Here is a 26,899-nt window from a genome sequence, read left to right on the forward strand (position 1 = left end):
GAAGGGGATGGTGAGCTGGGGTGAAGCAATCTTTCCAGAACAACGGAGAATTAAAGGATAGACAATAACATAAAAGATTGCCTCGTCGTGCCTCCTCGCAATGACGACTTTGTTATAACATAAGAAAATATGAAATACTACCTCGTAGCCGGAGAAGCCTCAGGCGATTTACATGGCGCCAACTTAATGAAAGCCTTAAAAGCGGAGGACGGCGAAGCTGTGTTCAGGTATTTCGGGGGGGATAAAATGCAGGCCGAGGGTGGCGAGTTGGTTAAACACTATGCCGATATGGCTTTTATGGGCTTTACAGAGGTAATTCTAAATTTAAGGACCATTTTCAAAAATCTTAAAGCCTGCAAGAACGATATTATACAATGGAAGCCCGATGTACTGATCCTGATCGATTTTCCGGGGTTTAACTTAAAAATCGCGGAGTTTGCAAAGGCCAACGGCATTAAAGTATGTTATTATATTTCGCCTAAAGTTTGGGCATGGAACCAAAAACGGGTGCTGAAAATCAAAAAAGTTGTCGACCATATGTTCTGCATCTTACCTTTCGAAGTAGATTTCTACAAAGAATGGGGCATGCAGGTAGATTATGTAGGCAACCCATTATTAGACGAAATTGCGCAGTTTACGCCAGATCTAAATTTTCGGGAAAACCATCAATTGGGAGATGGAAAAATTATCGTCCTGCTGCCTGGTAGCCGCAAGCAGGAAATAGAACGTTTACTCTCGGTGATGTTGAGCGTTACCGAAAACCATCCCGATTATATTTTCGCCATAGCAGCCGCACCAACCTTTACCGAAAGTTATTATCGCCAGTTTACGGGAGATAAAAAAATTCACTTGCTTTTTAACAGTACCTATAATTTATTGCACCATGCGCATGCTGCAATTGTTGCTTCAGGAACAGCTACGCTAGAAACTGCTTTGTTTAAAGTGCCACAAGTGGTGATTTATAAGGGTGGAACCATTTCAATTGCCATTGCCAGGATGTTGGTAAAAATTAAGTTTATTTCACTGGTTAATCTTATTGTAAACAAGAAGATTGTAACCGAACTTATCCAGGAAGATTGTAACACCCAAAAGGTGAACGGAGAACTCGAAATTATCTTGACAGGCGAGGGCAGGAATGAGATGTTAAAACATTATGATGAGCTGCTTTTACTTATGGGAAAACCAGGCGCTTCGGCAAAAACGGCCAGATTGATTACGACCTATTTGCACAAAACAATTTAACAGGATAGAGGGGCCTGATGATGAACTTATTTACTTTTACAGGATATTAATTTTGATACAAAAGACGCTTTAATGGCGCCTTTTGTTGTTTTAAGCTTTCATATTTACCTTGTACCATCCTTTAACAAGTGTTTCTAAAACGATTAACATAAAAAATGTTAAATTGCGTCTTTATAATGGGCAAAAAATTAAAAGCTGCAATTTTTATTTAGCTTTGAATTGATTAACTTAAAGAAACTCCAACCAGATGAAATCGCTTTCTATTAAAGATATAGCCGTAAAAGCAAATGTATCCATTACCACAGTTTCATTCATTATTAACGGTAAAGCAAAAGAGAAATCAATAAGCGAAGCAGTAATAGAGAAAGTTGAAAAAATTATCGAAGAAAGCGGTTATAAGCCTAATCAGATTGCAAGAAGCTTAAGAACTGGTAACTCCAATATCATCGGTTTAATTATCGAAGACATCTCCAATTCATTCTTCTCCAGGATTGCAAGGTTAATCGAAGACAAAGCCTATAAAAGAGGCTATAAAATCATTTATTCCAGCACCGAAAACAATGTAGATAAAGCGAAAGAACTGATCAACATGTTCAAATCGCGCAAGGTTGATGCGTATATCATTTCTCCGATAAAAGGAATAGAAGAAGATATACAAATGCTCCTTGATGATGGTAACCCGGTAATCCTGTTCGATAGAAATTTGTCAGACATTAATACCAGTTATGTTGGCGCAGATCATTTTAATGCCTCGCACCAATCCATACAGAGTTTTATCGATCAGGGTAAAAAGAATATCGCCCTGGTTACCACTGATATAAATGTGGAACAAATTATAGAGCGATGCGATGGTTATAAAAAAGCACTGGAAGATAATGGAATCAAATATGATGACAACCTGGTTTTAAAGATCCACTTTAATCAGGAAGAGCGCGAAACGATTGCTCAGATTCAAGAACTCTTCGAAAATAAAAAAATCGATGCAGTGTTATTTGCAACCAATTATTTAGCAATTAGTGGTTTAAAAGCATTAAAACAAATCAATAAAAAAGTAGGAGATGATTTAGGAGTTATCGCATATGATGACCATGAAGCATTCGAACTGCATACCCCCCGTATTTCTGCTGTCCAACAACCCCTGGAAGAAATAGCTGAAACCATTATTAAACTCATCTTAAATCAGCTTTCTTCAAAAGGTAAATCGCCTGTTGAAGAGGTAATTATCCCCGCCCGTTTAGTCATCAGAGACTAGGAAAAAAATCATCCCTCGCTGCATTGTAATATTTTTTTTACTTACTAAAACGTTTTATTATAATTTAAAATTCTTATAATTGACCGACTAAAACGTTTTAGCATAGCCGATCTATTATTATGAGAATTACAGCAGCTCCTTACTGGATTTTAACCGTTTTTACCAAACCGCAGAAATAGATTTTGGTCGCCGGAGTTTTTTCTATCATGATCAAATCAAACCTTTTAAATCGATAAGATACCTGAAAATGTTCGGCAACTAATCCATCCGGTCATTTCCATAGCAGATAAAATATTACCAGGAAAAAAAATAACTAATCAATTTATAATTTAACAAAACCGTTAATGAAAATTAATTTACTTAAAATCACGGGGCTGTCTGCTGCAATTATATTGCTAAATAGTCCGGCGTTTTCAATGAATTTGGAGTGGGAAGGTACACGGAGGTTCTTGAATGATAACAAGCTCAATGGGCGGGTTCAGGCGCAAAAGAATGTTACCGGAACAGTGGTGGATGATAGTGGCCTGCCAGTTCCAGGGGCAGGTATCAAAAACCAAACAACAGGTAAAACAACTGTTACCGATGCTAACGGTAAATTTGCTATCGAAGCCAGTGAGGGGCAGGTGCTCCGTTTTACTTATATTGGTTACGATACCCAAGATATAACTGTTGGCCAATCATCAGTTATCAACGTAAAATTTGCAGTATCAAAAAATACAAACCTAAAGGAGGTAACCGTTGTTGCTGTTGGTTATGGTACACAGGGCATTAAAGAAACTACTTCTGCAGTAGGCCATGCCGGTATTGAAGATTTTAGACAAAGTGGATCAAGAAATCCTTTAGATCTTATCCAGGGCAAAATTGCCGGTTTAAACTTAACCAGACCAGGTGGTAGTAATCCAAATAGTGGTGTTTCTGTACAGCTTAGGGGATCCGTAACGGTGACCGGAAGTCGTAGTCCTTTATTTGTAATTGATGGCATACCGGGTGGTAACCCAGATTTATTGCAGCAGGACGATATTGCTTCAATCGATGTATTGAAGGATGGTTCGGGAGCAGCAATATATGGTACCAGCGCCAATGCCGGTGTAATTTTGATTACGACCAAGAAGGGTAAAGCAGGCCCTGGCGTGTTCGAATATTCTAGTTATTTGAGAAAGGAATATCTGCAGAACCGTCCAGATTATTTAACCGCTGACGAATATCGCGAAAAAATAACATCAGGACAGATTAAACAGCAGAATTTTGGTAGTTCAACCGACTTTTATAATGATTTGATCAATCACGATAATCTTTCGCAGAATCACAATCTTTCTTTCAGCGGGGGAACCGATAAAACAAACTACAGAGCGAGTTTAAACTATCGCGATTTAGAAGGTATTGCTAAAGAGAATGGTAGAGAGGAATACACCTTAAGATTAAATGTAAACCAGAAAGGATTGGATGACCGCTTGAATATTCAGATGAACTTGGTTACCAATTTTAATAAAGCCAATTTATTGGGCGGTGGCGGATGGGAAAGTGAATCGGCAAAAAACCCTACGCTTTCTAACTTCAAACCAGATGGTTCATATCGTTTTGATTTAACGAGTACCAACGAGTATGCGCGTTTATTCCAGGAAACGAATTACAGAAAGCAGCAAACGACTTCTGGTGACGTAAAGGCTGATTTAGATATCATTAAAGGATTAAAGGCTTCAATTTTTGGGTCGGTAGTGCGAAATTCATATGTGGATGGTCAATACCGCTTAAAAGCCAGTGAGAACTCTGTTGAAAATACCGATTTCCCTAATGGCGGTTATGCTTACAAAGGAGATTTTCTTTCACAGGCTTACGCGCTTGAACCTACCTTAAATTATACCAATACATTTGCTCAAAAGCATAATATTACGGCATTGGCAGGTTATAGCTACCGTTATTATATGGAAGAGAGCTCAAACCTGTCTAACCGCGGGTTCATCAACGACCTTTTTCATGAGGATAATATATCACAGGGAGCTGCATTGGGTGTTGGTAAAGCAACAATGGCCAGCGGTAAAAACGACAATACTTTAATTGCATTCTTCGGAAGGGTAAACTATGCTTTCGATAATAAATACCTGGTTCAGTTTATCTTAAGAAGAGAGGGTTCATCAAGGTTTGGGGCAAATAACAAGTGGGGTAACTTCCCTGCTGTTTCTGCCGGATGGAATATTACTGAAGAAAGTTTTATGAAAAATATTCCTTTTGTTAACTACCTGAAATTACGGGCTGGTTATGGGGTTACCGGTAATTCACCTACTGTTAATAACGTATCCCGTGTTACGCTTGGCGGTGGCGGTAAATACCTATATCCTGATGGTAACTACTACGAAACTTATGGACCAGATAGAAACCCAAATCCGAATTTAAGATGGGAACGTAAACAGGAGGCAAACATCGGTTTAGATTTTACCTTGCTTAACAGCCGCTTAACGGGTTCGATTGATGTATTTAAAAGAACAACAAAAGATCTTCTGGATAGTTATACAACACCTCAGCCACCGTACGTTCGCGATAATCTGCAAACCAATGTTGGTCAGATCTCCTCTAAAGGCATAGAGTTGGGCTTAAGTTACATGGTAATTAAAAATGATAACTTCAGTTGGAACATGGATGCTACAGCAAGTACATTAAGCAATAAGCTGGATAGCTACTCAAATGATGTATTTAAAGTTAAATTTATTACCCGCGGAGGCATTGGCGGTGCGGGAGATTTGGGTGATGCCTTTACCATATTTGAAGGCGGAAAAATCGGCGAATTCTATGGGAAAAGGTTTGCTGGTTTCACACCTGAAGGCAAATGGTTATTCTATAACAGAAACGGCGAAAAGGTTTTAAATGGCCAGATCAATACCTCACGCAACGATTTAAATGCAACAGATTTAGCCGTTATCGGTAACGCCATTCCTAAATACTATGCTTCGTGGACAAATAGCTTTACCTATAAGAATTTCGACCTTCGTATATTTTTGAGAGGTAAATTTGGTTTTGATGTATTAAACACCACGGCATTAACCTACGCCAACAGAACATGGTCTGGTAATTTATTGAGGAGCACTTTCGATAAATACAAAGATATTAACGATACCTACATGTATTCCGATTACTATTTAGAAAGTGGAAGTTTTGTTAAACTTGATGAGGTTACTTTAGGTTACAACTTTAAATTTAAGAATAAGTACATCCGCAAGCTGCGCCTTTATGCAACCGGACAAAACCTTGGAACCATTACGGGTTATACCGGAAATGATCCTGATTTTGTACAGGATAATGGTATCGGAAACGAAATTGATGGTAAGAGTTTAGGTATTGATACAAGAGGCCCATACCCAAGTACCAGATCATTTGTAATCGGATTAAATGTTGGATTCTAAAAACTTAAAAATGAAAAATAAATCAATTATATATGGTATGCTTGCTGGCGTATTAAGCATTAGTGCTTGTACCAAACTTGATGAAAATGCATACGATCAGTTATTAACTGATAATTTTTATAATAACAAAACAGAGGTATTATCGGCCGTGTTAAGACCCTATACACACGCAAATGCATGGGTTACCCCATCTGGCCAGGATGGTTGGTGGCGCCTTGCCGAATTATCTGGTGATCAACTGGCATGGCCTACCAAAGGCCGCCATGGTGAGGATGGAGGTAAATGGAAAAGGTTACATTACCATACCTGGACCGTTGATGAAGGTGGAATTAACCAGGCATGGGTATTAATGAACTGGGGAATGGGCTTATGTAATGATCCGATTGAAAATATCGAAAAACGTGATATTGGACAGATGGGCATTACGCAGGTGGAAAAGGAAGCTTATATTGCTGAATTAAAACTTTTAAGGGCATTTCATTATCTTAAATTAATGGATCTGTTTGGAAATATCCCTGTAGTAACCAAAGTAGGGTTTCCTGAAAGGCCTGAAACCATGCCGAGAAAAGAGGTATTCAACTTTATCGAGTCGGAGATCAAAACCAATATCGATAAAGCACCTAAACTTTCACGTGCAATGGTGGGCAGGATAAGCCAGGCTGCTGGTTATGCCATGTTGGTAGAACTTTATCTAAATGCAGAGGTATGGACAGGGACTCCACGCTGGGATGATTGCATTGCTGCAGCAAATAAACTAATCTCTGGCGAAGCAGGAGCACAGAACGGCGTTATGGCGCTTGATCCTAACATTACCGACCAGTTTAAAACCACAAACGACTTATCTAAAGAGGTTATTTTCTCTATTGCTTATAATTATTCAATTGCCAATTTTCAGCCTTCTTGGCCAGCAGAATTCTATCACTTTAAACAACAGCAAATTTATGGTGGTGGTAGAAATGGTAACGATGGTATTGTGTTGATTCCCGGTGTTTTTACAACTTACGGAGACGCTGACTTGAGAAAAAGAGGTTGGCTTTTAGAAGGGCCTATGTTCCAGTTTGTTGCTCCAACCCAACCAGTTCTTGCATCTGAAGAATACAATGGATCGCAGTTGGAATTTGTTGATAATATCAGGAAAAACAAAGTGGGCTCTACTGTAAGCAACATGAGCGAAGGTGAAGAAAATTCTGGTGTACGTTTTAACAAATATAAATTAGGTAATCAGTTTCCTGGCCCTGGCGGAGTGCCTGCCATTGATGTGAATTACAACAATGGCGATTGGAATATCTATCGTTTAACTATGATTTATTTTGCTAAAGCAGAAGCAATTATGCGTAAAAATGGGGGAGTAGCTACAGCAGAAGCTGTTCAGTTAATTAACGATTGTAAAAAACGCGCGTTTAGTGAGGCAGATTTTGCTACCCGTGCCTACACTACAACAAGTTTAACTTTAGATGAGCTTTTGGCTGAAAGGGGAAGAGAGTTTATTTTTGAAGGCATGAGAAGAGATGACCTGATCCGCTTTGGCAAATTTGCATCAGGTAGCTGGTGGGATCATACGCCATCAACAGCGACAAAGGCGCTCTACCCAATTCCTTTAAGGCAATTAACATTGAATACCAATCTAAAACAAAATCCTGGTTATCAATAAAAAATAACAAAAAAAGGTGTCCAATTTGGGCACCTTTTTTTGTTATTTTTGCTCAAGCTCTTTGTAACCTATATGTTACGAATTTAAAGGGTAAAAGATGTACATTTTTTTATTAATATTGAATTAGTAAAACGTTTTACTTTAATCGACTACCGAGCAGCAATAATCCACTTAATTTACGGTCATTTTTACGTTTTTTCTGTGATCAGAATTAGAAAATCTAGCCGGGAAAATTAGGTAAAACGATTTATGAACGAACCAAATATTAATTTATGAGAAAACTTTCCTTAGTAGCACTTTGTCTTTTTTTTAATTTAATTACAAAAGCACAAGATAAAGCACCCGCTTATCCCTTAATTACACATGATGCATATTTTAGTATTTGGTCTTTCGGTGATGGGCTTAACCAATCGGTAACTAAACATTGGACAGGGAAAGAGCAATCTTTGATAGGTGTTATTAAAGTAGATGGTAAGTTTTATCGGTTTTTAGGCGAAGAAAGCAAAACCTTCAAAGAAATACTCCCTGCTGCTGATGTTTTAAAATATCAGGCGAGTTACAGTTTCGACAAACCTGAAGCAGGTTGGGAAAGCGATAGTTACAACGATAACACCTGGAAAAAAGCCGAAGCCCCTTTTGGAGACGATAATTCTGCCAAAACAAAATGGAATAGCGACAATCTTTATTTTAGAAGAACCTTCGATATAGACAATGTATCGGCTGCAAAAAAATACTTAAAACTCAATCATGATGATAATGTAATTGTTTATTTAAACGGTAAAGTAATTTACAAAAAGAATGGATGGGTTTCTGATTATATTTATGTGCCAATTGAAGATGGTATTTTAAAAACAGGAAAAAATGTATTGGCCATCCATTGCAAAAATACAGCCGGTGGCAGGCATTTAGATGCCGGGCTTGTAGAAGAAGCTGCAGACAAGATAAAAATTGCTCCCGCCACTCAAACCAACGTATCCATAGAGGCCACCACTACCAAATATACTTTTAGCTGTGGCCATGTAGAATTACAGGTAGCTTTTACCTCCCCATTATTGCTTAACGATATTAAATTAACCGCCAGGCCGATCAGTTATATCAACTATACCGTAAAATCTACTGATGCTAAGCCGCATAATGTTGATATTTTCTTTGGCGCGTCATCAAACCTGGCTGTAAATACACCAAGCCAAAGTGTATCGGCCTGGAAGCGTTCGAAGAACAATCTCTCCATCTTAAAAACAGGGACTGTAGAACAGCCAGTATTAAAGAAACGGGGCGATGATCTGCGTATCGATTGGGGCTATTTATATGTGGCCGTTCCCGCTAAGTTTAATGCCACTCAATTTATAGGTAAGCAGAACGAAAGCTTAAAAAGTTTCGTCGATTCCAAATATCCAACACAAACACAGGTTTTAAATTCGAAAAACCTAAACCTAAGCAGTATTATTTCTTTCGGTTCGGTTTCTTCAAGCCCGGTAGATAAATATATGATATTGGGCTATGATGACCTAAAATCGGTTGAATACTTTGGCGAAAAGCTACAGCCCGTTTGGCGACAGGCTGGTTCACAGCAATTCGAAGATCAGCTGGCCGAGGCGAATACCCAATACCCTTCGTTAAAAACCAAGTGTGCCATCTTTGATGCCAAACTATACACCGACGCCGAAAAAGCAGGTGGCAAAGAATATGCAGATCTATGTAAACTGGCTTATAGGCAGGCTATTGCGGCGCACAAAATTGTATACGCACCAAATGGCGATATTCTGTTTCTATCGAAAGAAAATTTTAGTAATGGATCAATCAATACAGTGGATGTAACTTATCCGTCAGCACCACAATTTTTAGTGTACAATCCGGAATTGTTAAAAGGAATGCTTAATGGTATTTTCTATTATTCAGAAAGCGGAAAATGGGAGAAACCATTTGCCGCACATGATTTAGGTACTTATCCTTTAGCCAACGGCCAAACCTATGGTGAAGATATGCCAGTAGAAGAGGCGGGTAATATGATCATCTTAACAGCTGCCATAACCAAAGCTGAAGGAAATGCAAAGTATGCCGAGAAACATTGGGAGGTAATGTCTGTATGGGCAAACTATCTGCTAAGGGAAGGTTTCGATCCGGCCAATCAATTATGTACGGACGATTTTGCTGGCCACTTGGCCAGAAACTCGAATTTATCGGTTAAAGCCATTGTCGCTTTAGGCGCTTATGCACAAATGGCGCAATTATTAGGCAAGGCCGATATAGCTACAAAATACAGAACAGCTGCCTTACAGATGGCCCAGAACTGGATGAAACTTGCCGATGATGGCGATCATTACGCTTTAACTTTTAATGATAAAAATACCTGGAGCCAGAAGTACAACCTCGTTTGGGACAAACTTTTAAAACTTGATCTTTTTCCTAAAGAAGTATACAAAAAGGAAATTAACTTTTATTTAACCAAACAAAAAGATTTCGGATTACCGTTGGACAGCCGTAGAACTTACACCAAATCTGATTGGATTATGTGGACAGCCACTTTGGCTGATAACCAAGCCGATTTTCAAAAATTTGTAAGTCCGATATATCGTTTTGCAACCGAAACGGAGAGTAAGGTGCCATTGAGCGACTGGCATGAAACTACCAATGGGAAAATGACAGGCTTTCAGGCGAGAAGTGTTGTTGGCGGTTATTTCATCAAGATGTTAGCCGATAAATGGAATATTAAATAATCATATAATCAGCGGTTGTAAGCGCATAACTGCGCTCACAAATGCTGATTTTTTAAATACGCAGACTGGTCTTGGTTATATCAGCTGGAAAGAATAAACACACAAACAAATGAAATTTAAATTAATCGCATCCATTTTATGCTGCCTTGCTGCCAAAAGTTTAATGGCGCAGCAGAAAGATTGGGTTCACTACGTTAACACACTTCAGGGCACAAACTCCAAGCACGAACTTACCAGGGGGAATACGTACCCAACAACCGCACTGCCATTTGGTATGCACACCTGGACACCCCAAACGGGTAGAAATGGCGATGGTTGGAAATATCAATATTTTAAAGATAAAATCAGAGGCTTTCAGCAAGCGCATCAATGCAGTTCGTGGACGAGAGACTATGCCGTATTTTCTTTAATGCCAATGGTTGATGAACTGATAGTAAATGAAGATAAACGCGAAACTAAATTTAGTCATCAGGACGAGATTGCTAAACCAAACTATTATAAGGTAACATTCGAAAATGATATTACCACCGAAATTTCACCGTCAGAGCGTGGCGCACACCTCAGGTTCAGCTATCCAAAAGGCAAAAGAAGCTTTTTAATTTTAGACGGATACAACAGATTAAGTGGTGTTCAGATCTATCCTAAAGAAAATAAAATAACGGGTTGGGTAAACAATGGCGAAGGTTTTAAAAGAGGTTGGAAAAGTTATTTTGTAATTCAGTTCGATCAACCGATTAAATCTTACGGTACCTGGGAGAATAAACGTAATACTATTGCAAAAGATTCTATTTCTGCTGAAGGATTGGGAAAAGGTGCATTTGTACAGTTCGAATCTGGTACAAAGGTGCAGGTGAAAACTGCTTCATCTTATATTAGTTTACAACAGGCCGAACTTAATTTAAAAAGAGAACTGGGCAATGATAAGACCTTAGAAGATACCAAAGCCCATGCTGCTGCGGCGTGGAATAAATCGCTCGGCAAGATAGAAGTAGAAGGCGGATCTAAAGCAGATATGGAAACTTTTTATTCTTGCTTTTTTAGGGCAAGCCTGTTCTCCAGAAAGTTTTATGAAATAAATGAAGCCGGAAAACCATATTACTTTAGTCCGTATGACGGTAAAGTGCATGATGGATATATGTTTACCGATACGGGTTTCTGGGATACCTTCCGTGCGCAATTTCCACTAAACACACTGGTGCAGCCAGAAATGCACGGTCGCTATATGCAGGCCATGCTCGATGCCTATGAGCAATGTGGTTGGTTGCCATCGTGGTCTTTTCCCAGCGAAGCTGGAAGTATGATTGGTAACCACGCTATTTCTTTGTTAACCGATGCATGGGCGAAAGGAATCAGAACGTTTGATCCGAAAAAGGCGCTAGATGCTTATTATCACGAAGCAATGAATAAGGGGCCATGGGGCCCTGCAAATGGTAGGGATGGCGTAACAGAATATAACCAATTAGGTTATGTACCTTATCCAAAATACAGAGAAGCTACAGCCAAAACACTAGAGTATGCCTACGATGACTATTGCGCTTACCATTTGGCAGAAATGATTGGAGATAAGCATTATATGAAGGTTTTTGAGAAACCTATGTTCAATTATAAAAATGTTTATGATCCTTCTACCCGTTTTATGAGGGGTAGGAACGCAGAAGGAAAATGGTCGCCAAATTTCGACCCAACGGAATGGGGAGGCCCGTTCACCGAAGGAAATGCCTGGCATTGGCAATGGTCGGTTTTTCAAGATACCAAAGGTTTAATTAATTTGATGGGAGGGAAAAGTAATTTTATCGCCAAACTCGATTCTGTTTTCAGCGAACCTAATAAAGTAAATGTGGGTTCGTATGGCGGGATGATCCATGAAATGACCGAAATGGTAATGGCCAATATGGGTCAATATGCACATGGAAATCAACCGATACAGCATATGGTGTATTTGTATAATTATGCCGACCAACCCTGGAAGGCCCAGTTTTATGCCCGTAAGGTGATGCATGAACTGTACAATGCCACAGAAAATGGTTATCCTGGAGACGAAGACCAGGGGCAAACTTCATCGTGGTATGTGTTAAGCGCGTTAGGGTTTTACAGCGTAACTCCAGGTACGGGGGAGTACGTTTTAGGAAGCCCAATGTTTAAAAAAACGACTATTAATTTAGAAAACGGCAAAAAATTCGTGATTGAGGCACCCGCCAATAATGCTGCCAATGTTTATATAACATCGGCAAGCTTAAATGGTAAAAATTACACCAAAAATTTTATAAACCATAGCGATTTGTTAAAAGGAGGGGTGTTAAAATTAGAGATGAATGTTAAACCTTCGTTAAATAGGGGGGGATTAGAAGAAGATAAGCCATTTTCACTTAGTAAATAGCTACTTTTGGCGAATTAATTCAGATTATAAAGAATAGATAACAGAAATATATATAGAATGGAAAAGCCTGTTGCATTAGGTGTAGATATTGGCGGCTCGCATATTACGGCCGCATTGGTGGATTTAGAAACGAGAACTTTGGTGAAGGATTCCATCAAACGTAGCCCTGTGAATTCGCAGGAGAGTAAAGAAGTGATTTTATCCGCGTGGTGCGATATCATCAATAAGGCTTTTAAAAACATTAAAAACGGTGCCCGGAATGTTGGGATTGCCATGCCTGGTCCTTTTAATTATAGTGAAGGCATTTCATTAATTAAAGACCAGGATAAGTTTAAATCACTTTACCAGATCAATGTAAAGGAAGAACTGGCTGAAAGGTTGGATATCCCTGCAGCGCATATTCATTTTATAAACGATGCAGCAGGTTTTTTACAAGGTGAGGTTTTTGCAGGCGCTGCCAAAGGAAATGCCAGTGTGTTGGGCTTAACGCTTGGTACGGGCCTGGGATCATCGCTTTGTCTCAATGATAAAGCTTTTGATGCTGACCTCTGGAACTCCGAATTTTTAGACGGAATTGCGGAAGATTACCTTTCTACGCGCTGGTTCGTAAAACGTTTTAACAAGCTTAGCGGTAAAACGGTAGATGGCGTGAAAGAATTGGTGGAAATGGTAGAAACCGATCATTTTGCTACCCGGGTATTTATGGAATTTGGTTATAATCTTGCCCAGTTCCTGATCCCTATTATTAAGAAACACAAAATCGATACTGTGATTGTTGGTGGTAATATTGCGCAATCTTTTAGTGCTTTTGCACCCGAGTTGATCGCAACCTTAAAAGGTAACGACATCGACACGGAAATAAAAATATCCGAACTTAAAGAACATGCAGCGTTAATTGGTGCTGCAAGTTGCTGCGATTTAAGCTTAACTTAATAAGGAGAAGACTGCAGGTGACTTAACATAACTAGACCTGCAGTCTGTTCCTCTTTTGTCTTTCTCTACAGCGTAATGCCCTTTTTCATGGCAATCCTGTTTATCATTCGTGTATTTTAGTTATTGATCTTTTTGTCTCAGTTTATTAAAAAAATGGAATTAATTTTTCATCTGCGATATTATGCTTATTATTGCTTGATAAAACGTTTTAGTATGGCGTTAGATCACGTTTAAATTTTTAAAATATTTCATAAAATACACCAACAAACCATGATTAAGAAGTTTTTAATAATCGCGTTGCTGGCGAGCGCTATAAGTACTTTTGCACAGAATAAAGGTTATGAATTAACCTTCAACGGTGAAAGCAATATAGCTGATGCCATAACCAAAGCCAGATTGGATACTGCTTTTATCCACGTTTACCCAAAATTTGCCATGGCCGATGGGTATCGTACCAAGAGAAAGGTTGAGCTAACATTTGCCAACAACGAAACCGAAACCATTAAAGCCAAAGCAGGAGAAATTAAGGTTAACAGCGGTTGGGTAAAAGGTAAATCGCAGTCTAAGATCGATAAAGAACTATTTAATGCACTTTCAAAAAACTGGGTTTCTTACAGTAAAGAAAAACACAAAGGTTATGAGTTAACCTTTATTAGCAAAGATCCAAATTTAGATCCAACGGTAAGAAAGAAGTTAATTGCTACTTATTTCGAAATCTATCCAACCCTGGTTAAAACATTTAACGATAAATCTACGCACGATGTGTTATTTGTGGTAGATACAGCATACAAAGCAGTTGCAGAAGCAAGCGGAAACAGAATTTTGTTTAGTGCGGCTTACATGAAAGCGCATCCAACCGATATTGATGTGGTAACACACGAAACCATGCACATTGTTCAGGGTTATGGCTATAGTGCTGGCCCGGTTTGGTTAACCGAAGGTATTGCTGATTATGTACGTTATAAATATGGTGTTGATAATGTAGGCTCGAAATGGAGTTTGCCGGATTATAATGCAAAGCAGAGTTATAAAAATAGTTACCGCATTACCGCAAGGTTTTTTGCATGGTTGGAGCAAAATGTGAAACCTGGCTTAATTGCTACTTTAGATCAACAGTTAAGAGCGCATCAATACAAGGAAGAATCTTGGGCAGCCTTAACCGGGAAAACTATCGACCAACTATGGGAAGATTATAGCAAAGAACCACAAAAGGTAAGCCTTAGTTACAGCAGCAAAAAATAAGAAATTTATCTAGATGGAACGGTCGTCATCTCGATCCGATAGCTATCGGATGAAACGCAGTGGAATGTTCCAAAGGAACTCCTTCGGAGGAGAGATCGATCTATACAGATTAGCTTCGCTGAGCCTTCGGGTTCTCGACTCTGTTGCAAGTTGCTCGAAAATGACGACCTCTGCTTTGTAAAAATAATCATCACTAAAGTAAAATTTTTGATCATTTACTAAATCGTTTTACATATTATATTTATTTTGCAGAACTAAACAGGCTAACCAAAGTAACAATCCATCACAATAAAAATATAATCAGATGAAAAAAATATTTACTTTTTCAATCTTCCTAATGTTTGTTTCGGCTTTTTCAGCTCATTTAAAAGCACAGGAAATCACAAAGAAAAGTGGTTATACATTATCGTTCGAGAGCAATTTTAAGGAATTAGACCCTCAATTGAAGAAACGGTTAATCAAAACTTTTTTCGAAGTTTACCCAAAACTGGCCAAAGCGTATAATCCAGCTACCATAAAAGAAGTGAAATTTTTTGTAGATACAGCTTACAAAGGCGTGGCGGCAACTGCTGATGGTAAAGTAACCTTCAGTTCGATCTGGATGGTGAAACATCCTGAAGACATTGATGTAGTAACCCATGAGGTAATGCACATTGTACAAGATTATGGCCGAAGTGTTGGCCCGGGCTGGTTAACAGAAGGTATTGCCGATTATGCACGCTATAAATTTGGCGTAGATAATGAAGGTGCCAAATGGTCGCTACCTGCTTTAAAACCAGAACATAGTTATAAAAATAGCTACCGCATTACTGCAGGTTTTTTTGCCTGGATGGAGAAAAGTGTAAAACCGGGTATAATCAAAACGGTTGACGCTTCTTTAAGAGACCACACTTATACCAAAGATATCTGGACAAAATTAACGGGTAAAGATTTAGATGCGCTTTGGGCAGATTACGTTAAAAATTCGGAAGTTTAAAATAAATACAAGCATATAAAACACAAACACAACAAATGAAAAGATTATTTATCGCTTTATTGAGTGTTGCGGCGTCAACCAGCTTCGCGCAAACAATAGGCAAAATTACAGATCCGGTAGATTGGATAAACCCTTTAATGGGGACGGCATCCAAGCCATCATTATCTAACGGAAACACCTATCCGGCAATTGGTTTGCCATGGGGAATGAACATGTGGACGCCACAAACCGGTAAAAGTGGCGATGGATGGGCTTATGTTTACGATGCCGACAAAATCCGCGGCTTTAAACAAACACATCAGCCTTCGCCCTGGATGAACGATTACGGCGCTTTTTCAATTATGCCTGTTACTGGCAAATTAAGATTCACAGATGATGACCGTGCCAGTTGGTTCAGCCATAAAGCAGAGGTTTCTAAGCCATATTATTACAGTGTTTATTTAGCCGATGCTGATGTAACCACCGAAATTACCCCAACAGAACGTGCTGCGCAGTTCAGGTTTACCTTCCCTAAAACGGATAGCGCTTATGTGGTAGTAGATGCACAGAATAAAGGTTCTTACATTAAAATTATACCGGCAGAAAGAAAAATTATCGGTTATACCACTAAATATGCCCGCGGTCCACTGCCTAAAAATTTCAAAAATTACTTTGTAATCTATTTCAACAAAGATTTCAAATTGGCTAAAACCTGGGATGATAAAAAACTTAACGATAAAGATTTAGAATTAACTGTAGATCATGCCGGCGCTGTTATTGGTTTCGCCACACAAAAAGGCGAGCAGGTAATTGCAAAAGTAGCCTCTTCATTTATCAGTTTTGAACAGGCCGATTTGAACCTAAAAAGAGAATTAGCTAGCGATGGTTTCGATGCCACGAAAGCAAAAGGCAGAGCAACTTGGAACAAAACTTTAAGTAAAATATCGGTTGAAGGGGGTACGATTGATCAAACCCGTACTTTCTACTCAGCGATGTACCGTACCTTATTCTTCCCGAATAAATTATATGAGATTGATGCACAAAACCAGATTGTACACTGGAGTCCTTACAACGGACAGGTTTTACCAGGATACATGTTCGCTGGTACGGGTTTCTGGGACACTTTTAGGGCATTATATCCATTCTTAAACCTGGTTTATCCTTCAATCAACAAGGAAATGCAACAAGGCTTAATCAACGATTACAAAGAAGGCGGTTGGTTGCCAGAGTGGAGCAGTCCGGGTTATGCAAACATTATGGTGGGTAACAACTCTGCTTCGGTAGTTTCTGATGCTTATATCAAAGGTATGCGCGGTTATGACATTGAAACGTTATGGCAGGCTTTAAAACATGGCGCAAACAACGAGGGCCCTATGGAAGCCGTTGGTCGCGATGGTGTTAAATATTACAATGAATTGGGTTATGTGCCTTTCGATGTGAAAAAGAATGAAAATGCCGCTAAAACATTGGAGTATGCTTACGATGACTTTACCATTTATCAATTGGGAAGAGCTTTAGGCAAACCGGCTTCGGCGATCGATATTTATAAGAAAAGAGCCATGAACTACAAGAATCTTTTCGATCCGGCTTCGGGTTTAATGCGCGGTAAAAATCAGGATGGAACTTTCCAAAGCCCATTCAGTCCATTTAAATGGGGCGGTGCATTTACCGAAGGCAACAGCTGGCATTATACCTGGTCTGTTTTTCAGGATGTTGATGGCTTAGCCAAATTAATGGGTGGCCATAGTAAATTTGTAACCAAATTGGATTCTGTGTTCTCTATGCCTCCGGTATTTGATGAGAGTGCCTACGGTGGTGTAATTCACGAAATCCGCGAAATGCAGATTGCAAACATGGGCCAGTATGCACATGGTAACCAACCGATCCAGCACATGATTTACCTGTATAACTACGGTGGTGCGCCTTATAAAACACAATATTGGGTAAGAGAAACCATGAACAGAATGTACAAACCTACTCCTGATGGATATTGTGGTGACGAAGATAACGGGCAAACTTCTGCCTGGTACGTTTTCTCGGCAATGGGCTTCTATCCGGTAACACCTGCAGTTGATCAGTATGTTTTGGGTGCTCCTTTGTTTAAAAAAGTAACTGTTACTTTAGAAAATGGTAAAACTGTGGTGATTAATGCAGCTGCCAATAGCGATAACAACCGTTATGTTCAGTCGTTACAGATGAACGGTAAACCATATTCTAAAAACTGGATCAGCCATAGTGGTTTGCAAAAAGGTGCGGTGTTAAACTTCAATATGACAGCAACGCCGAATAAAACCAGAGGTTCAAATCCGGCTGATTTCCCTTATTCATTATCAACAGAAAAATAGAAAAAACAATAGAGACTGTATCATAAATATAGAATTTTCATCCTGTCTAAAGGACTCCTACGGAGAGCCTGTAGAAGGATGGATTAAGTTGACGCTTTATGATACAGTCTCATATTTAGGAAAAACCTTTAGTCCTGATTGGGCTAAAACTAACAAACCAAGTATATGAATATTTCAAAGACGGGTTTTACAGCCATTTTCTGGCTTTGCGGAACCCTGTTGGCATTTGGCCAGCGTATTGATCTCAAAGATCTTTCAGCCTTTAAAAATCCTTCAAATTCATGGTCGATCGCTCAAAATGTGGTGGCCGACCTAAACGCCGAAAATGTTTTAAAAACAACCAAAGGTGGAGGGATATTGATTAATCAATCTACAGCAAAAAAAGCGGGTTCTGACTTATATACCGTAAACGAATACGGGGACGTAGCAGTAGAATTAGATTATTTAACTGCAAAAGGAACAAATTCTGGTATTTATCTTCAAGGTAATTACGAAATTCAGATTGATGACGCATGGGGACTGAAAAACCCAAGTTCATCAAACAATGGTGGTATTTACCAACGTTGGGACGATAGCAAACCTGAAGCCGAAAAAGGGTTTGGAGGTGTTGCTCCCCGTCAAAATGCAAGTAAAGCGCCAGGTTTATGGCAGCACATTAAAATTATCTTCCAGGCACCAAAATTTGATGCATCAGGAAAGAAAACGCAAAATGCTAAAATTATCAGTGCAGAACTAAACGGGGTGGTGATTCACGAAAATGTTGAGTTATTTGGTGCAACGAGAGGAGCTGCAGGAGCTGAAAAAGCAAAAGGACCTTTACGTTTACAGGGCGATCATGGTTCGGTAGCGTTCAGAAATATCCAGATTAACGAACTATCAGAAATTCCAAAACCAAACCAAAACGGTGGGGCAGATCCAATTTACATTGAAGCAGCAAGCAACAACATGATCAGAAGTTTTGTTGATGTTGCGCCAAGAGTACGTTCGGTACATGCTATTTCGGTAGGCGGACCAGAAAAAGTTGCCTATAGCTACGATTTAGATAATGGTACATTATTACAGGGATGGCATGGCGATTTTATCGATGCTACACCAATGTGGGATGGCCGTGGAAATGGAACTTCTCGTGCATTGGGCAGTGTTACCCGTTTCACTAAAAAACCAATTTTGGCCATTGCAAAATTAGCGAACGATCAGGCTAAATGGATAGCTGATACTGCTGGTACTGGTTTCAGAACCAAAGGTTATGTAATGGATAAACAAGACCGTCCGGAGTTTAAGTACATCATTAATGGAACAAATGTTATAGATGCCGTTAAGGTGATGGAAAATGGACAAGGTTTAACGAGGGAGATTGCTGTTGATAAACCATCAAAAGATCTGTATTTCTTATTGGCAACCGCTTCTGATATAGAGGAAGTAGCCAAAGGTTTATACCTGATTGATGATAAATCTTACTATATCCAACTTGCTGAAGGTTCTGCTAAACCAGTAATCAGAGAAGTTGATGGCAAGAAAGAAGTTATCGTAGCTATTGGAACTAAGTTAAATTATACCATTTTGTTTTAATTGGAATGACAATGAGAAATACATTTAAAAAATTAGCAATACTGGCATTAAGTTTTAGCTTTACTACAGTTTTTGCACAAGAAACACCGAAAGAAGAAGATTTTTTCAGAATTAATAAAGTACGCGTACCCGAAGGCCCCATTTTAGAAGTTGGGGGTCTGATTACTTTGCCAAATGGCGATTTAGGTATTTCTACCCGTAGAGGAGAAGTGTACATTGTAGAAAACCCTACAAGTGCCAAGCCTTACTGGCGCAGGTTTGCTTATGGTTTGCACGAAATTTTGGGCATCGCCTATAAAAATGGTGCATTATATGTGGCACAGCGTGGCGAGTTGACCAAACTGGTTGATAAAGATCAGGATGGCAAAGCCGATGTGTACGAAACCATTTATGCGTGGCCATTAAGTGGGCACTACCATGAATATAGTTTTGGGCCGAAGTTAATGCCTGATGGTACTTTTATGGTTACCGGAAACGTGGCCTTTGGCGATGAAGAATGGTGGAGAGCAGAAAGCCGTGTGCCGATGCGTGGTTGGGCCATGAACATTACAGAAGATGGTAAAATGAGTCCTTATGCTGCGGGTTTCCGTTCGCCAGCGGGGATTGGCACTATTGATGGCCAGTTTTATTATACCGAAAACCAGGGCGACTGGGTAGGTTCAGGTGGTTTATGGAAAGTAAATAAAGGTGATTTTATGGGGCATCCAGCCAGTTTAAGATGGACCAACTTACCTAACTCTCCAGTTAAACTGCAGTCAGATTTCTTTTACTCGCAAATAGACGAGCGTAGAACCAAAAACGAACAAGGAAGATACATTAAACCAGAAAATAGGGTAAACGAAACATTCAAAACCTTATTCGAAATGAAGAAAGTATTCCCTGAATTACGTTTGCCATCGGTTTGGTTGCCTTATGGTATTTTGGGGATCTCTTCTGCAGAACCTGTTAAAATTCCAGCAAATACATTCGGCCCGTTTGCTGGTCAGATTTTAGTCGGCGATCAGGGAATGAGTATCATTTCGAGGATTTTTATGGAAACGGTGAAAGGCGAGGAACAAGGTGCTGCCTTCCTTTTCCGTAAAGGTTTCCGTTCAGGCGTATTGAGGTTAGAATGGGGAACTGATGGTTCATTGTTTGTTGGAGAAACCAACCGTGGTTGGGGATCGGCAGGTGATGCTAACGAAGGTTTAGAAAGACTGGTATACAATAATAAAACCCCTTTTGAAATGAAAGCCGTTAGGGCAATGCCCGATGGTTTTGAAGTGGAGTTTACCATGCCTGTTGATCGTAAATCGGCCGAAGATTTAGCTTCATATGATGCAGAAAGCTTTATTTACAAATATCACCCTGTGTATGGTTCACCTCCTGTAAATACAGAGAAATTAAAAATCTCTGGTGTTAAAGTTTCGGCAGATGGTTTAAAAGCCAGAATTATTGTACAAAACCTTCGCCAGTATTATATCCATACCTTAACATTAGATGGTTTAAGATCTCAAGATGGTTTTTATTCATTAGTTCATCCGGTAGCTTATTATACCTTGAACCAGATTCCTGATGGAAATAAACTTTCTACCAGTGAAGTAAGTACCAAAAACTCTGCGGCACCGGTAAATGCTCCTGCTAAGAAAACAACTGCTCCAAAGGCAACAACCGGGAAAGCACCTGAAGCAAAAGGAACAGCTACTCCGGCTAAACCTGCTGCTACGGCTAAAGCACCTACTTTTAAAGAAGTTGAGGGTTTATTAACAAAAAATACTTGTCTGGCCTGCCACAATCAAACCAAAAGACAGATTGGCCCGCCATTCGTAGAAATTGCAAAACGTAAGTATTCAGCAGAGAAAATATTTCAGTTGATCCACAACCCACAGCCACAAAATTGGCCGGGTTACTCAACAGAAATGCCTCCAATGCCGCAAGTAACGAAAGCAGAAGCTTTAAAAATTGCAGGCTGGATAAATTCTTTAAATAAATAAGTGAGTTTAATTGTTAGGGAACGGTTGGTAGAAATACCAGCCGTTTTTTTGTTATAAAAGAAATGGGGATTCCACTATTGCAGAATCCCCATCATCTAAATTAACGCTCTCATCTACATTAACGCTGTAAATAAGATTTATTGTATTGTGCGTAAAATTTTTCTGCCTTGATATGTGTGAGGTAGTTGAGTCGTTGTGAGTCATCATCATTTCGACTACGCTACCACTGACAAGCCCTCCAATAGAATGGTCGTCATTGCGAGGCACGAAGCAATCTTAAAGCGCTCGCTACTAGCGATAGTTGTAAGATTGCTTTGTCGGCTGAAAAGGCCTCCTCGCAATGACGATTCCTCGCGGCACCTAGCACTCTGTCATTTATTGATTTTTATAAAATAAATTATTCCTCAGGATGACATAATTCATGGAATAAAGAAATGGGGATTCCACTATTGCAGAATCCCCATCATCTAAATTAACGCTCTCAGATATATAAACGCTGTAAATAAGATTTAATGTATTGTGCGTAAAATTTTTCTGCCTTGATATGTGCGGGGAGTTCAGTACAGATTACAATATCGTCATTTCGACTGGAGTGCAACGGAATGTTCCAAAGGGACTCCTTCGGAGGAGAAATCTACAAGTTAGCCCGTCCCTCTGAACTGTAGCAAAACGGAAAGCTACGCAGTAAACCGAGCCTTAAGCGAGCTCACCAAAGGTAATTTATTTTAGGGGTCTATTAAATGAAAAGATCCTTCGACTAACCTCTCCGTAGGAGTCCTTTGGACAGGATGACATAATTCATGGAAAAAAGAAATGGGGATTCCACTATTGCAGAATCCCCATCATCTAAATTAACGCTCTCATATACATAAACGCTATAAAAACGATTTATTGCATCAGTAGTAAATTTTTTTTCGTTTTTGCGATGTTTATCATTTAAATCTATTTTTACGTTATGGCTACTATAGATAAAACTCAACAAGATGCAGAGAAATTAGCGGCTGCCCTGGCTGCAGTAAAATTTGTTAAAGATGGTGATATCGTAGGCCTGGGTACGGGATCTACCACAACCTTTGCCATTAAAGAATTAGGTAAACGTGTAAAAGAAGGGCTTAAGATAAAGGCTGCTGCAAGTTCCATCCGAACAGAAGAACTCGCGAAATCTCTGGGCATCGAAATTCTTGATCTTGGGCGTTTAAGCAAAATTGATATCAGTATCGATGGAGCCGACGAATTTACAGAATCACTCGACCTGATTAAAGGTGGAGGCGGGGCATTGTTTAGAGAGAAGATAATTGCTTCACTGAGTAAAAATGCCATTATCATTACCGATGCTTCAAAAAAGGTTAAAAAATTGGGTGCTTTCACTGTTCCTATCGAAGTAATTCCATTGGCCTATCAATATGTGTCCGATCAGATTAATAAGCTTGGTGGAAAGGGTATATTGAGATCTGTAGCTAACAAAACATTTATAACCGATAATGGTAACCTGATTATCGACGCCGATTTTGGCCTCATTGATGATCCTGCAAAATTATCTGCTAACCTGAACCAGATTAACGGATTATTGGCTCATGGATTATTCATTAACATTACTTCAAAAGTAATTATGAGCGAAGGAACGGATATAATCATTTTCGAATGATAGTTGGTTCACTGGTTCATTAGCCATTGGTTTATTGTTTACATCGATTAATCGACTTCTGACTCAGGACTACTGACTTCGGACTAATAACATTTTCACCGATAAATCGTTCCTTCCCTAAAGTCTTACAATTTTTTTACCGACAGTTTTATTTCACTCACCGATAAAACATCACAACTGAGGGAAAAGCCATTCCCCGGCATTGGTATTCGTGATACATTTGAATTATAAAAACAAACAGTCATGGAAAATTTAATCAAAAAAAATCACGCAGATAAACAATTTGGTTTAGGTGTTTTAATCATAGCAATCGGTTCGGTGTTCTTGTTAAGAAATTCTGGTATAGATGTTCCATACTGGATATTGAAATGGCATACCATCATGTTAGGCGTAGGTTTATGGATGGGTTACCGCAAAAACTTCCAGGGCAGCAGCTGGTTAGCCTTAACAATTATAGGTGGTTTATTTACCCTTAAAGCAATAACCATTTTTGATTTCGACCTGTCAAGAATCAGTACGGCTTTAATACTAATCGGATTAGGAATATATGTAATTCTAAAACCTAAAAAGGTGCAAAACTTCGATCAGTATTTTGAAAAGAAACCCGTTGATTTTACTGATAAAGAAAGCTAAAATTCTTAACTCCATCATATATCTTAAAAAGGGACATTTTTTAACAATGCCCCCTTTTTTTTATTTGAAATAAATGTGTCTAAAATGCATGATAGGTTATTTCGCAACTTTACCGTCATTTCGACTGAAGTGAAGCGGAACGGAGAAATCTGTTCAAGAGATCCTTCGACTACGTTACTATCGATAGACTCCAATATAATGATCGTCATTCCCGCGTAGGCGGGAATCTTAAAGCGCATGCTAATAGCGATCGTTGTAAGATTGCGTCGTCGGCTGAAAAAGCCTTCTCGCAATGACGATTCCTCGCATCCTATTACTGGGAAAAGAATCTCCTGTAATTCGTATTGATTTTATACAATAAATTATCCCTCAGGATGACAAACAAAAAAGAAACGGGGATTCCACCCTTAGGCAGTATCCCCGTCATCTAAATTAACGCTCTCACATACATAAACGCTGTAAATAGAATATATTGTGTGCAGCTTAATTTTTTTTATTTTTTTTCCATAAATGAGTTAAACCTGCAAAACAGGTACGGCTTTATGGTATTTGTTCCGGTACTCAATCGGTGTTAAACCGGTAATTTTTTTGAAAACATCTCTAAACGATTTTGTGTCTGTATAACCTACATCAAACATTACCTCAGTTATGTTTTTTCTGCTCGATTCGAAACTCCGCTTGGCAGCCTCAATTTTAACCCTTTGAATGTATTCGATTACTGTGTTTTTGGTCGCACTTTTAAATCTCCGCTCAAAACTTCTTCTACCCAACGCCAGCATATCGGCCAGTTGATCGACCGTAATCCGATCCTGGTAATTGCCATCAATAAATTCCTGTGCCTTTTTGATTTTTGCATCTTCATGCCCCTTCTGTCCTTGAAACATCATAAAAGCCAGCTGACTTTCGCGATCGATATCAATAGCAAAGTATTTTGCCGCTAAAATGGCGGTATCTCTATCTGTATGTTTTTCAACCAGGTATAAAAGTAAGTTCCAGTAAGAGTTTGCACCACCGCTGGAGTATAAACCCTGCGCATCGGTAATAATACTCCCATCAACCAACTCTACTTCGGGAAACATCTCTCTAAACTGGTTGGCAAACAGCCAATGCGTAGAACATTTTCTGCCATTTAACAAACCGGTTGCGGCCAGTAAAAAAGCACCCATACAGAGCGAAGCCACTTCTGCACCTTTTGCATGATGTTTTACAATCCACGGCAATAGATCTTGATTCGACTCCATCGCATAACCAATATTGCCACTGATGGCCGGTACAAAGATCAGATCGGTGTGATCAACCTCGTGCAGCAGTTTATCGGCATGAACAGAAAAAAGGCTATTGTTCAACCTCACCTCTTTCGTCATCCCTACGAGCTCAACTTTAAAAAGTGGGAGCTTGCCCGACGCCTGTAAAAATTCGTTAACAGCGGTAAATAGATAGCGGGGATCTGCAATGGCTTCAATCACGGCAGTCTCTGGAATTAAGATAGATACATGTTTCATAATCCAAATATAACGAGGCTAATTGTCGTAAACAACCCCCGCAATTGTCGTTTCTACATATTTAGCTTGTTAATTTCTGCCCGTATGTTTGTGTTGTTAATCGTTTACAATTGAATCTTTAAAGCGGTAATGCCGATAATGACAATGGAAGAGTATATTTTAAATGAGGATATTAAGGTAATGTGCATTACTGCCGAATCTTTCCCAAACGGCGTTTTAGCGGCGCACGAAAAACTTCATGCCCTGTTTCCACTTGATAAGCAACGCAGGTGTTTTGGAATAAGCAGGCCTAACGAAAAACGGGAGATTATTTATAAGGCTGCCGTTGAAGAAATAACAGATGGCGAAGCTGAGAAATTTGGGATTGAGGCCTTTACCATAAAGAAAGGAATATTTATTAGTGAACTGGTTCCCGATTTTATGAAAGATGTTAGCCAGATTGGAAAGACCTTCGAAAAACTGCTCAATCAATCCAACATTGATCCAAACGGCTATTGCCTTGAAATGTATATTAACGAAACAGATGTGCGCTTAATGGTAGGCATCAAAAAATAAAATCAATTGGCAAGTATAAATTCCTATCTCACTTTTAACGGCAACTGCCGCGAGGCAATGACATTCTATCAGGGTTGTTTGGGAGGAGAATTGACCTTCGAAACCATTGGAGAATCGGTTATTGTTGATAAAATGCCCAATATTATGAAGCGGAGTATTATGCATGCTGTTTTGGCTAAAGATGATTTGGTGATTATGGCAACAGATATGGTAGAAGAACGCGGGTTAATTAAGGGAAATTCGATTTCTATGATGCTGAATTGTAATTCGGAAGAAGAGGCCCATGCTTTTTACCGTAAACTTTCAGCAGGGGGGAAGGCATCCCATCCGCTACAGGAAACATTTTGGGGAGCACTTTTTGGCGATTTAACAGATCGCTTTGGGAATAATTGGTTAATAAATTACGATAAAAACAGATAAATATGAAGAAGTTAAAAACGTGGTACTGGATTACCACCATTATTTTTGCATTAATGATGATTATGGATGGCGTTGGCGGAATTACTCAACAGGAAGCAGGCAAAGAAGTATTTAAACACCTCGGTTATCCGATGTATCTGCTCATCATTGTTGGTATCGCAAAACTGCTTGGGGCGGTGTCCATCTTGCAAAACAAATTTACAACCATTAAAGAATGGGCCTATGCAGGTTTTGCGATTAATTTTATTGGCGCCTTTGCCTCCAGGGCATTTGTTGGCGATGGCATGTCGCTTTTAATCCCTCCACTTATTGCCCTGGTAATTATGTTTATCCCATACATTTTGTGGAAGAAACTGGCATCAAATGTTAAAATTAGTTAAAACTAAACGGCTAGTTTAGGTTGCGGCTTTTCAGAACCAAATATTGTTAACTTTGGGTATTGTAAACAACCAAACACAATACATGAACCATCATGATTTTTTAAATCCAGAAA

General features: G+C 39.2%; 18 protein-coding genes. 17 read left to right on the top strand and 1 reads right to left on the bottom strand.

Annotated elements, in window-relative coordinates; genetic code table 11:
* Positions 1-129: 129 nt before the first annotated feature.
* The 14 genes from lpxB (at position 130) to LQ201_RS17720 (ending at position 23,929) form a co-directional block, all read left to right on the top strand.
* On the top strand, positions 130-1,242 hold the full coding sequence (lpxB, locus tag LQ201_RS17655; protein ID WP_230144712.1) for a lipid-A-disaccharide synthase: 1,113 nt from the start codon (positions 130-132) through the stop codon (positions 1,240-1,242).
* A 247-nt stretch (positions 1,243-1,489) separates the two neighbouring features.
* A complete protein-coding gene (locus LQ201_RS17660; RefSeq protein ID WP_230144713.1) occupies positions 1,490-2,494 on the top strand; it encodes a LacI family DNA-binding transcriptional regulator in 1,005 nt (334 codons plus the stop codon).
* A 344-nt stretch (positions 2,495-2,838) separates the two neighbouring features.
* Entirely contained in the window at positions 2,839-5,889 is a 3,051-nt protein-coding gene (locus LQ201_RS17665; protein ID WP_230144714.1) for a SusC/RagA family TonB-linked outer membrane protein, read from the top strand.
* A gap of 10 nt (positions 5,890-5,899) precedes the next feature.
* Complete coding sequence (locus LQ201_RS17670) at positions 5,900-7,540, top strand: RagB/SusD family nutrient uptake outer membrane protein (RefSeq protein WP_230144715.1); 1,641 nt, start codon at positions 5,900-5,902, stop codon at positions 7,538-7,540.
* Between the two features lie 272 nt (positions 7,541-7,812).
* Positions 7,813-10,257 (top strand): glutaminase family protein, encoded by a 2,445-nt coding sequence (locus LQ201_RS17675; RefSeq protein WP_230144716.1) that lies wholly within the window; start codon positions 7,813-7,815, stop codon positions 10,255-10,257.
* A gap of 109 nt (positions 10,258-10,366) precedes the next feature.
* Positions 10,367-12,634 carry a GH92 family glycosyl hydrolase gene (locus LQ201_RS17680; protein ID WP_230144717.1) on the top strand — a complete coding sequence of 756 codons (2,268 nt, stop codon included), beginning with the start codon at positions 10,367-10,369 and terminating at the stop codon, positions 12,632-12,634.
* 57 nt (positions 12,635-12,691) lie between these two features.
* Positions 12,692-13,567 (top strand): ROK family protein, encoded by an 876-nt coding sequence (locus LQ201_RS17685; RefSeq protein WP_230144718.1) that lies wholly within the window; start codon positions 12,692-12,694, stop codon positions 13,565-13,567.
* A gap of 270 nt (positions 13,568-13,837) precedes the next feature.
* On the top strand, positions 13,838-14,809 hold the full coding sequence (locus tag LQ201_RS17690) for a basic secretory family protein (RefSeq protein WP_230144719.1): 972 nt from the start codon (positions 13,838-13,840) through the stop codon (positions 14,807-14,809).
* Positions 14,810-15,113: 304 nt separating this feature from the next.
* Positions 15,114-15,785: a basic secretory protein-like protein gene (locus tag LQ201_RS17695; RefSeq protein WP_215125491.1), complete on the top strand. Its 672-nt coding sequence runs from the start codon at positions 15,114-15,116 to the stop codon at positions 15,783-15,785.
* Positions 15,786-15,820: 35 nt separating this feature from the next.
* Complete coding sequence (locus LQ201_RS17700; RefSeq protein WP_230144720.1) at positions 15,821-18,109, top strand: GH92 family glycosyl hydrolase; 2,289 nt, start codon at positions 15,821-15,823, stop codon at positions 18,107-18,109.
* A gap of 165 nt (positions 18,110-18,274) precedes the next feature.
* On the top strand, positions 18,275-19,678 hold the full coding sequence (locus LQ201_RS17705; RefSeq protein ID WP_230144721.1) for a DUF1080 domain-containing protein: 1,404 nt from the start codon (positions 18,275-18,277) through the stop codon (positions 19,676-19,678).
* A gap of 11 nt (positions 19,679-19,689) precedes the next feature.
* Complete coding sequence (locus LQ201_RS17710) at positions 19,690-21,651, top strand: hypothetical protein (RefSeq protein WP_230144722.1); 1,962 nt, start codon at positions 19,690-19,692, stop codon at positions 21,649-21,651.
* Positions 21,652-22,606: 955 nt separating this feature from the next.
* Positions 22,607-23,296 (top strand): ribose-5-phosphate isomerase RpiA, encoded by a 690-nt coding sequence (gene rpiA, locus LQ201_RS17715; RefSeq protein ID WP_230144723.1) that lies wholly within the window; start codon positions 22,607-22,609, stop codon positions 23,294-23,296.
* A gap of 243 nt (positions 23,297-23,539) precedes the next feature.
* Positions 23,540-23,929, top strand: coding sequence for a hypothetical protein (locus LQ201_RS17720; protein WP_230144724.1), 390 nt, complete (start codon positions 23,540-23,542; stop codon positions 23,927-23,929).
* 515 nt (positions 23,930-24,444) lie between these two features.
* Here the strand turns inward: LQ201_RS17720 and LQ201_RS17725 are convergent.
* The gene (locus LQ201_RS17725; RefSeq protein ID WP_230144725.1) at positions 24,445-25,431 is read right to left on the bottom strand and encodes a GlxA family transcriptional regulator; all 987 of its coding nucleotides are present in this window, start codon (positions 25,429-25,431) and stop codon (positions 24,445-24,447) included.
* 144 nt (positions 25,432-25,575) lie between these two features.
* On the opposite strand from LQ201_RS17725, the gene LQ201_RS17730 reads away from it, so the two are divergent.
* From LQ201_RS17730 to LQ201_RS17740, 3 genes are read left to right on the top strand one after another with little or no spacing between them, the layout of a single operon-like run.
* The gene (locus LQ201_RS17730; RefSeq protein WP_230144726.1) at positions 25,576-25,986 is read left to right on the top strand and encodes a transcriptional regulator; all 411 of its coding nucleotides are present in this window, start codon (positions 25,576-25,578) and stop codon (positions 25,984-25,986) included.
* A 6-nt stretch (positions 25,987-25,992) separates the two neighbouring features.
* A complete protein-coding gene (locus tag LQ201_RS17735; RefSeq protein WP_230144727.1) occupies positions 25,993-26,406 on the top strand; it encodes a VOC family protein in 414 nt (137 codons plus the stop codon).
* Positions 26,407-26,408: 2 nt separating this feature from the next.
* Positions 26,409-26,786, top strand: a complete 378-nt coding sequence (locus LQ201_RS17740; RefSeq protein ID WP_230144728.1) for a DoxX family protein — start codon at positions 26,409-26,411, stop codon at positions 26,784-26,786.
* Positions 26,787-26,899 lie beyond the last annotated feature (113 nt).

Source organism: Pedobacter sp. Bi126, from assembly GCF_918698245.1.
In the GTDB taxonomy this organism is placed as follows: Bacteria; Bacteroidota; Bacteroidia; order Sphingobacteriales; family Sphingobacteriaceae; genus Pedobacter.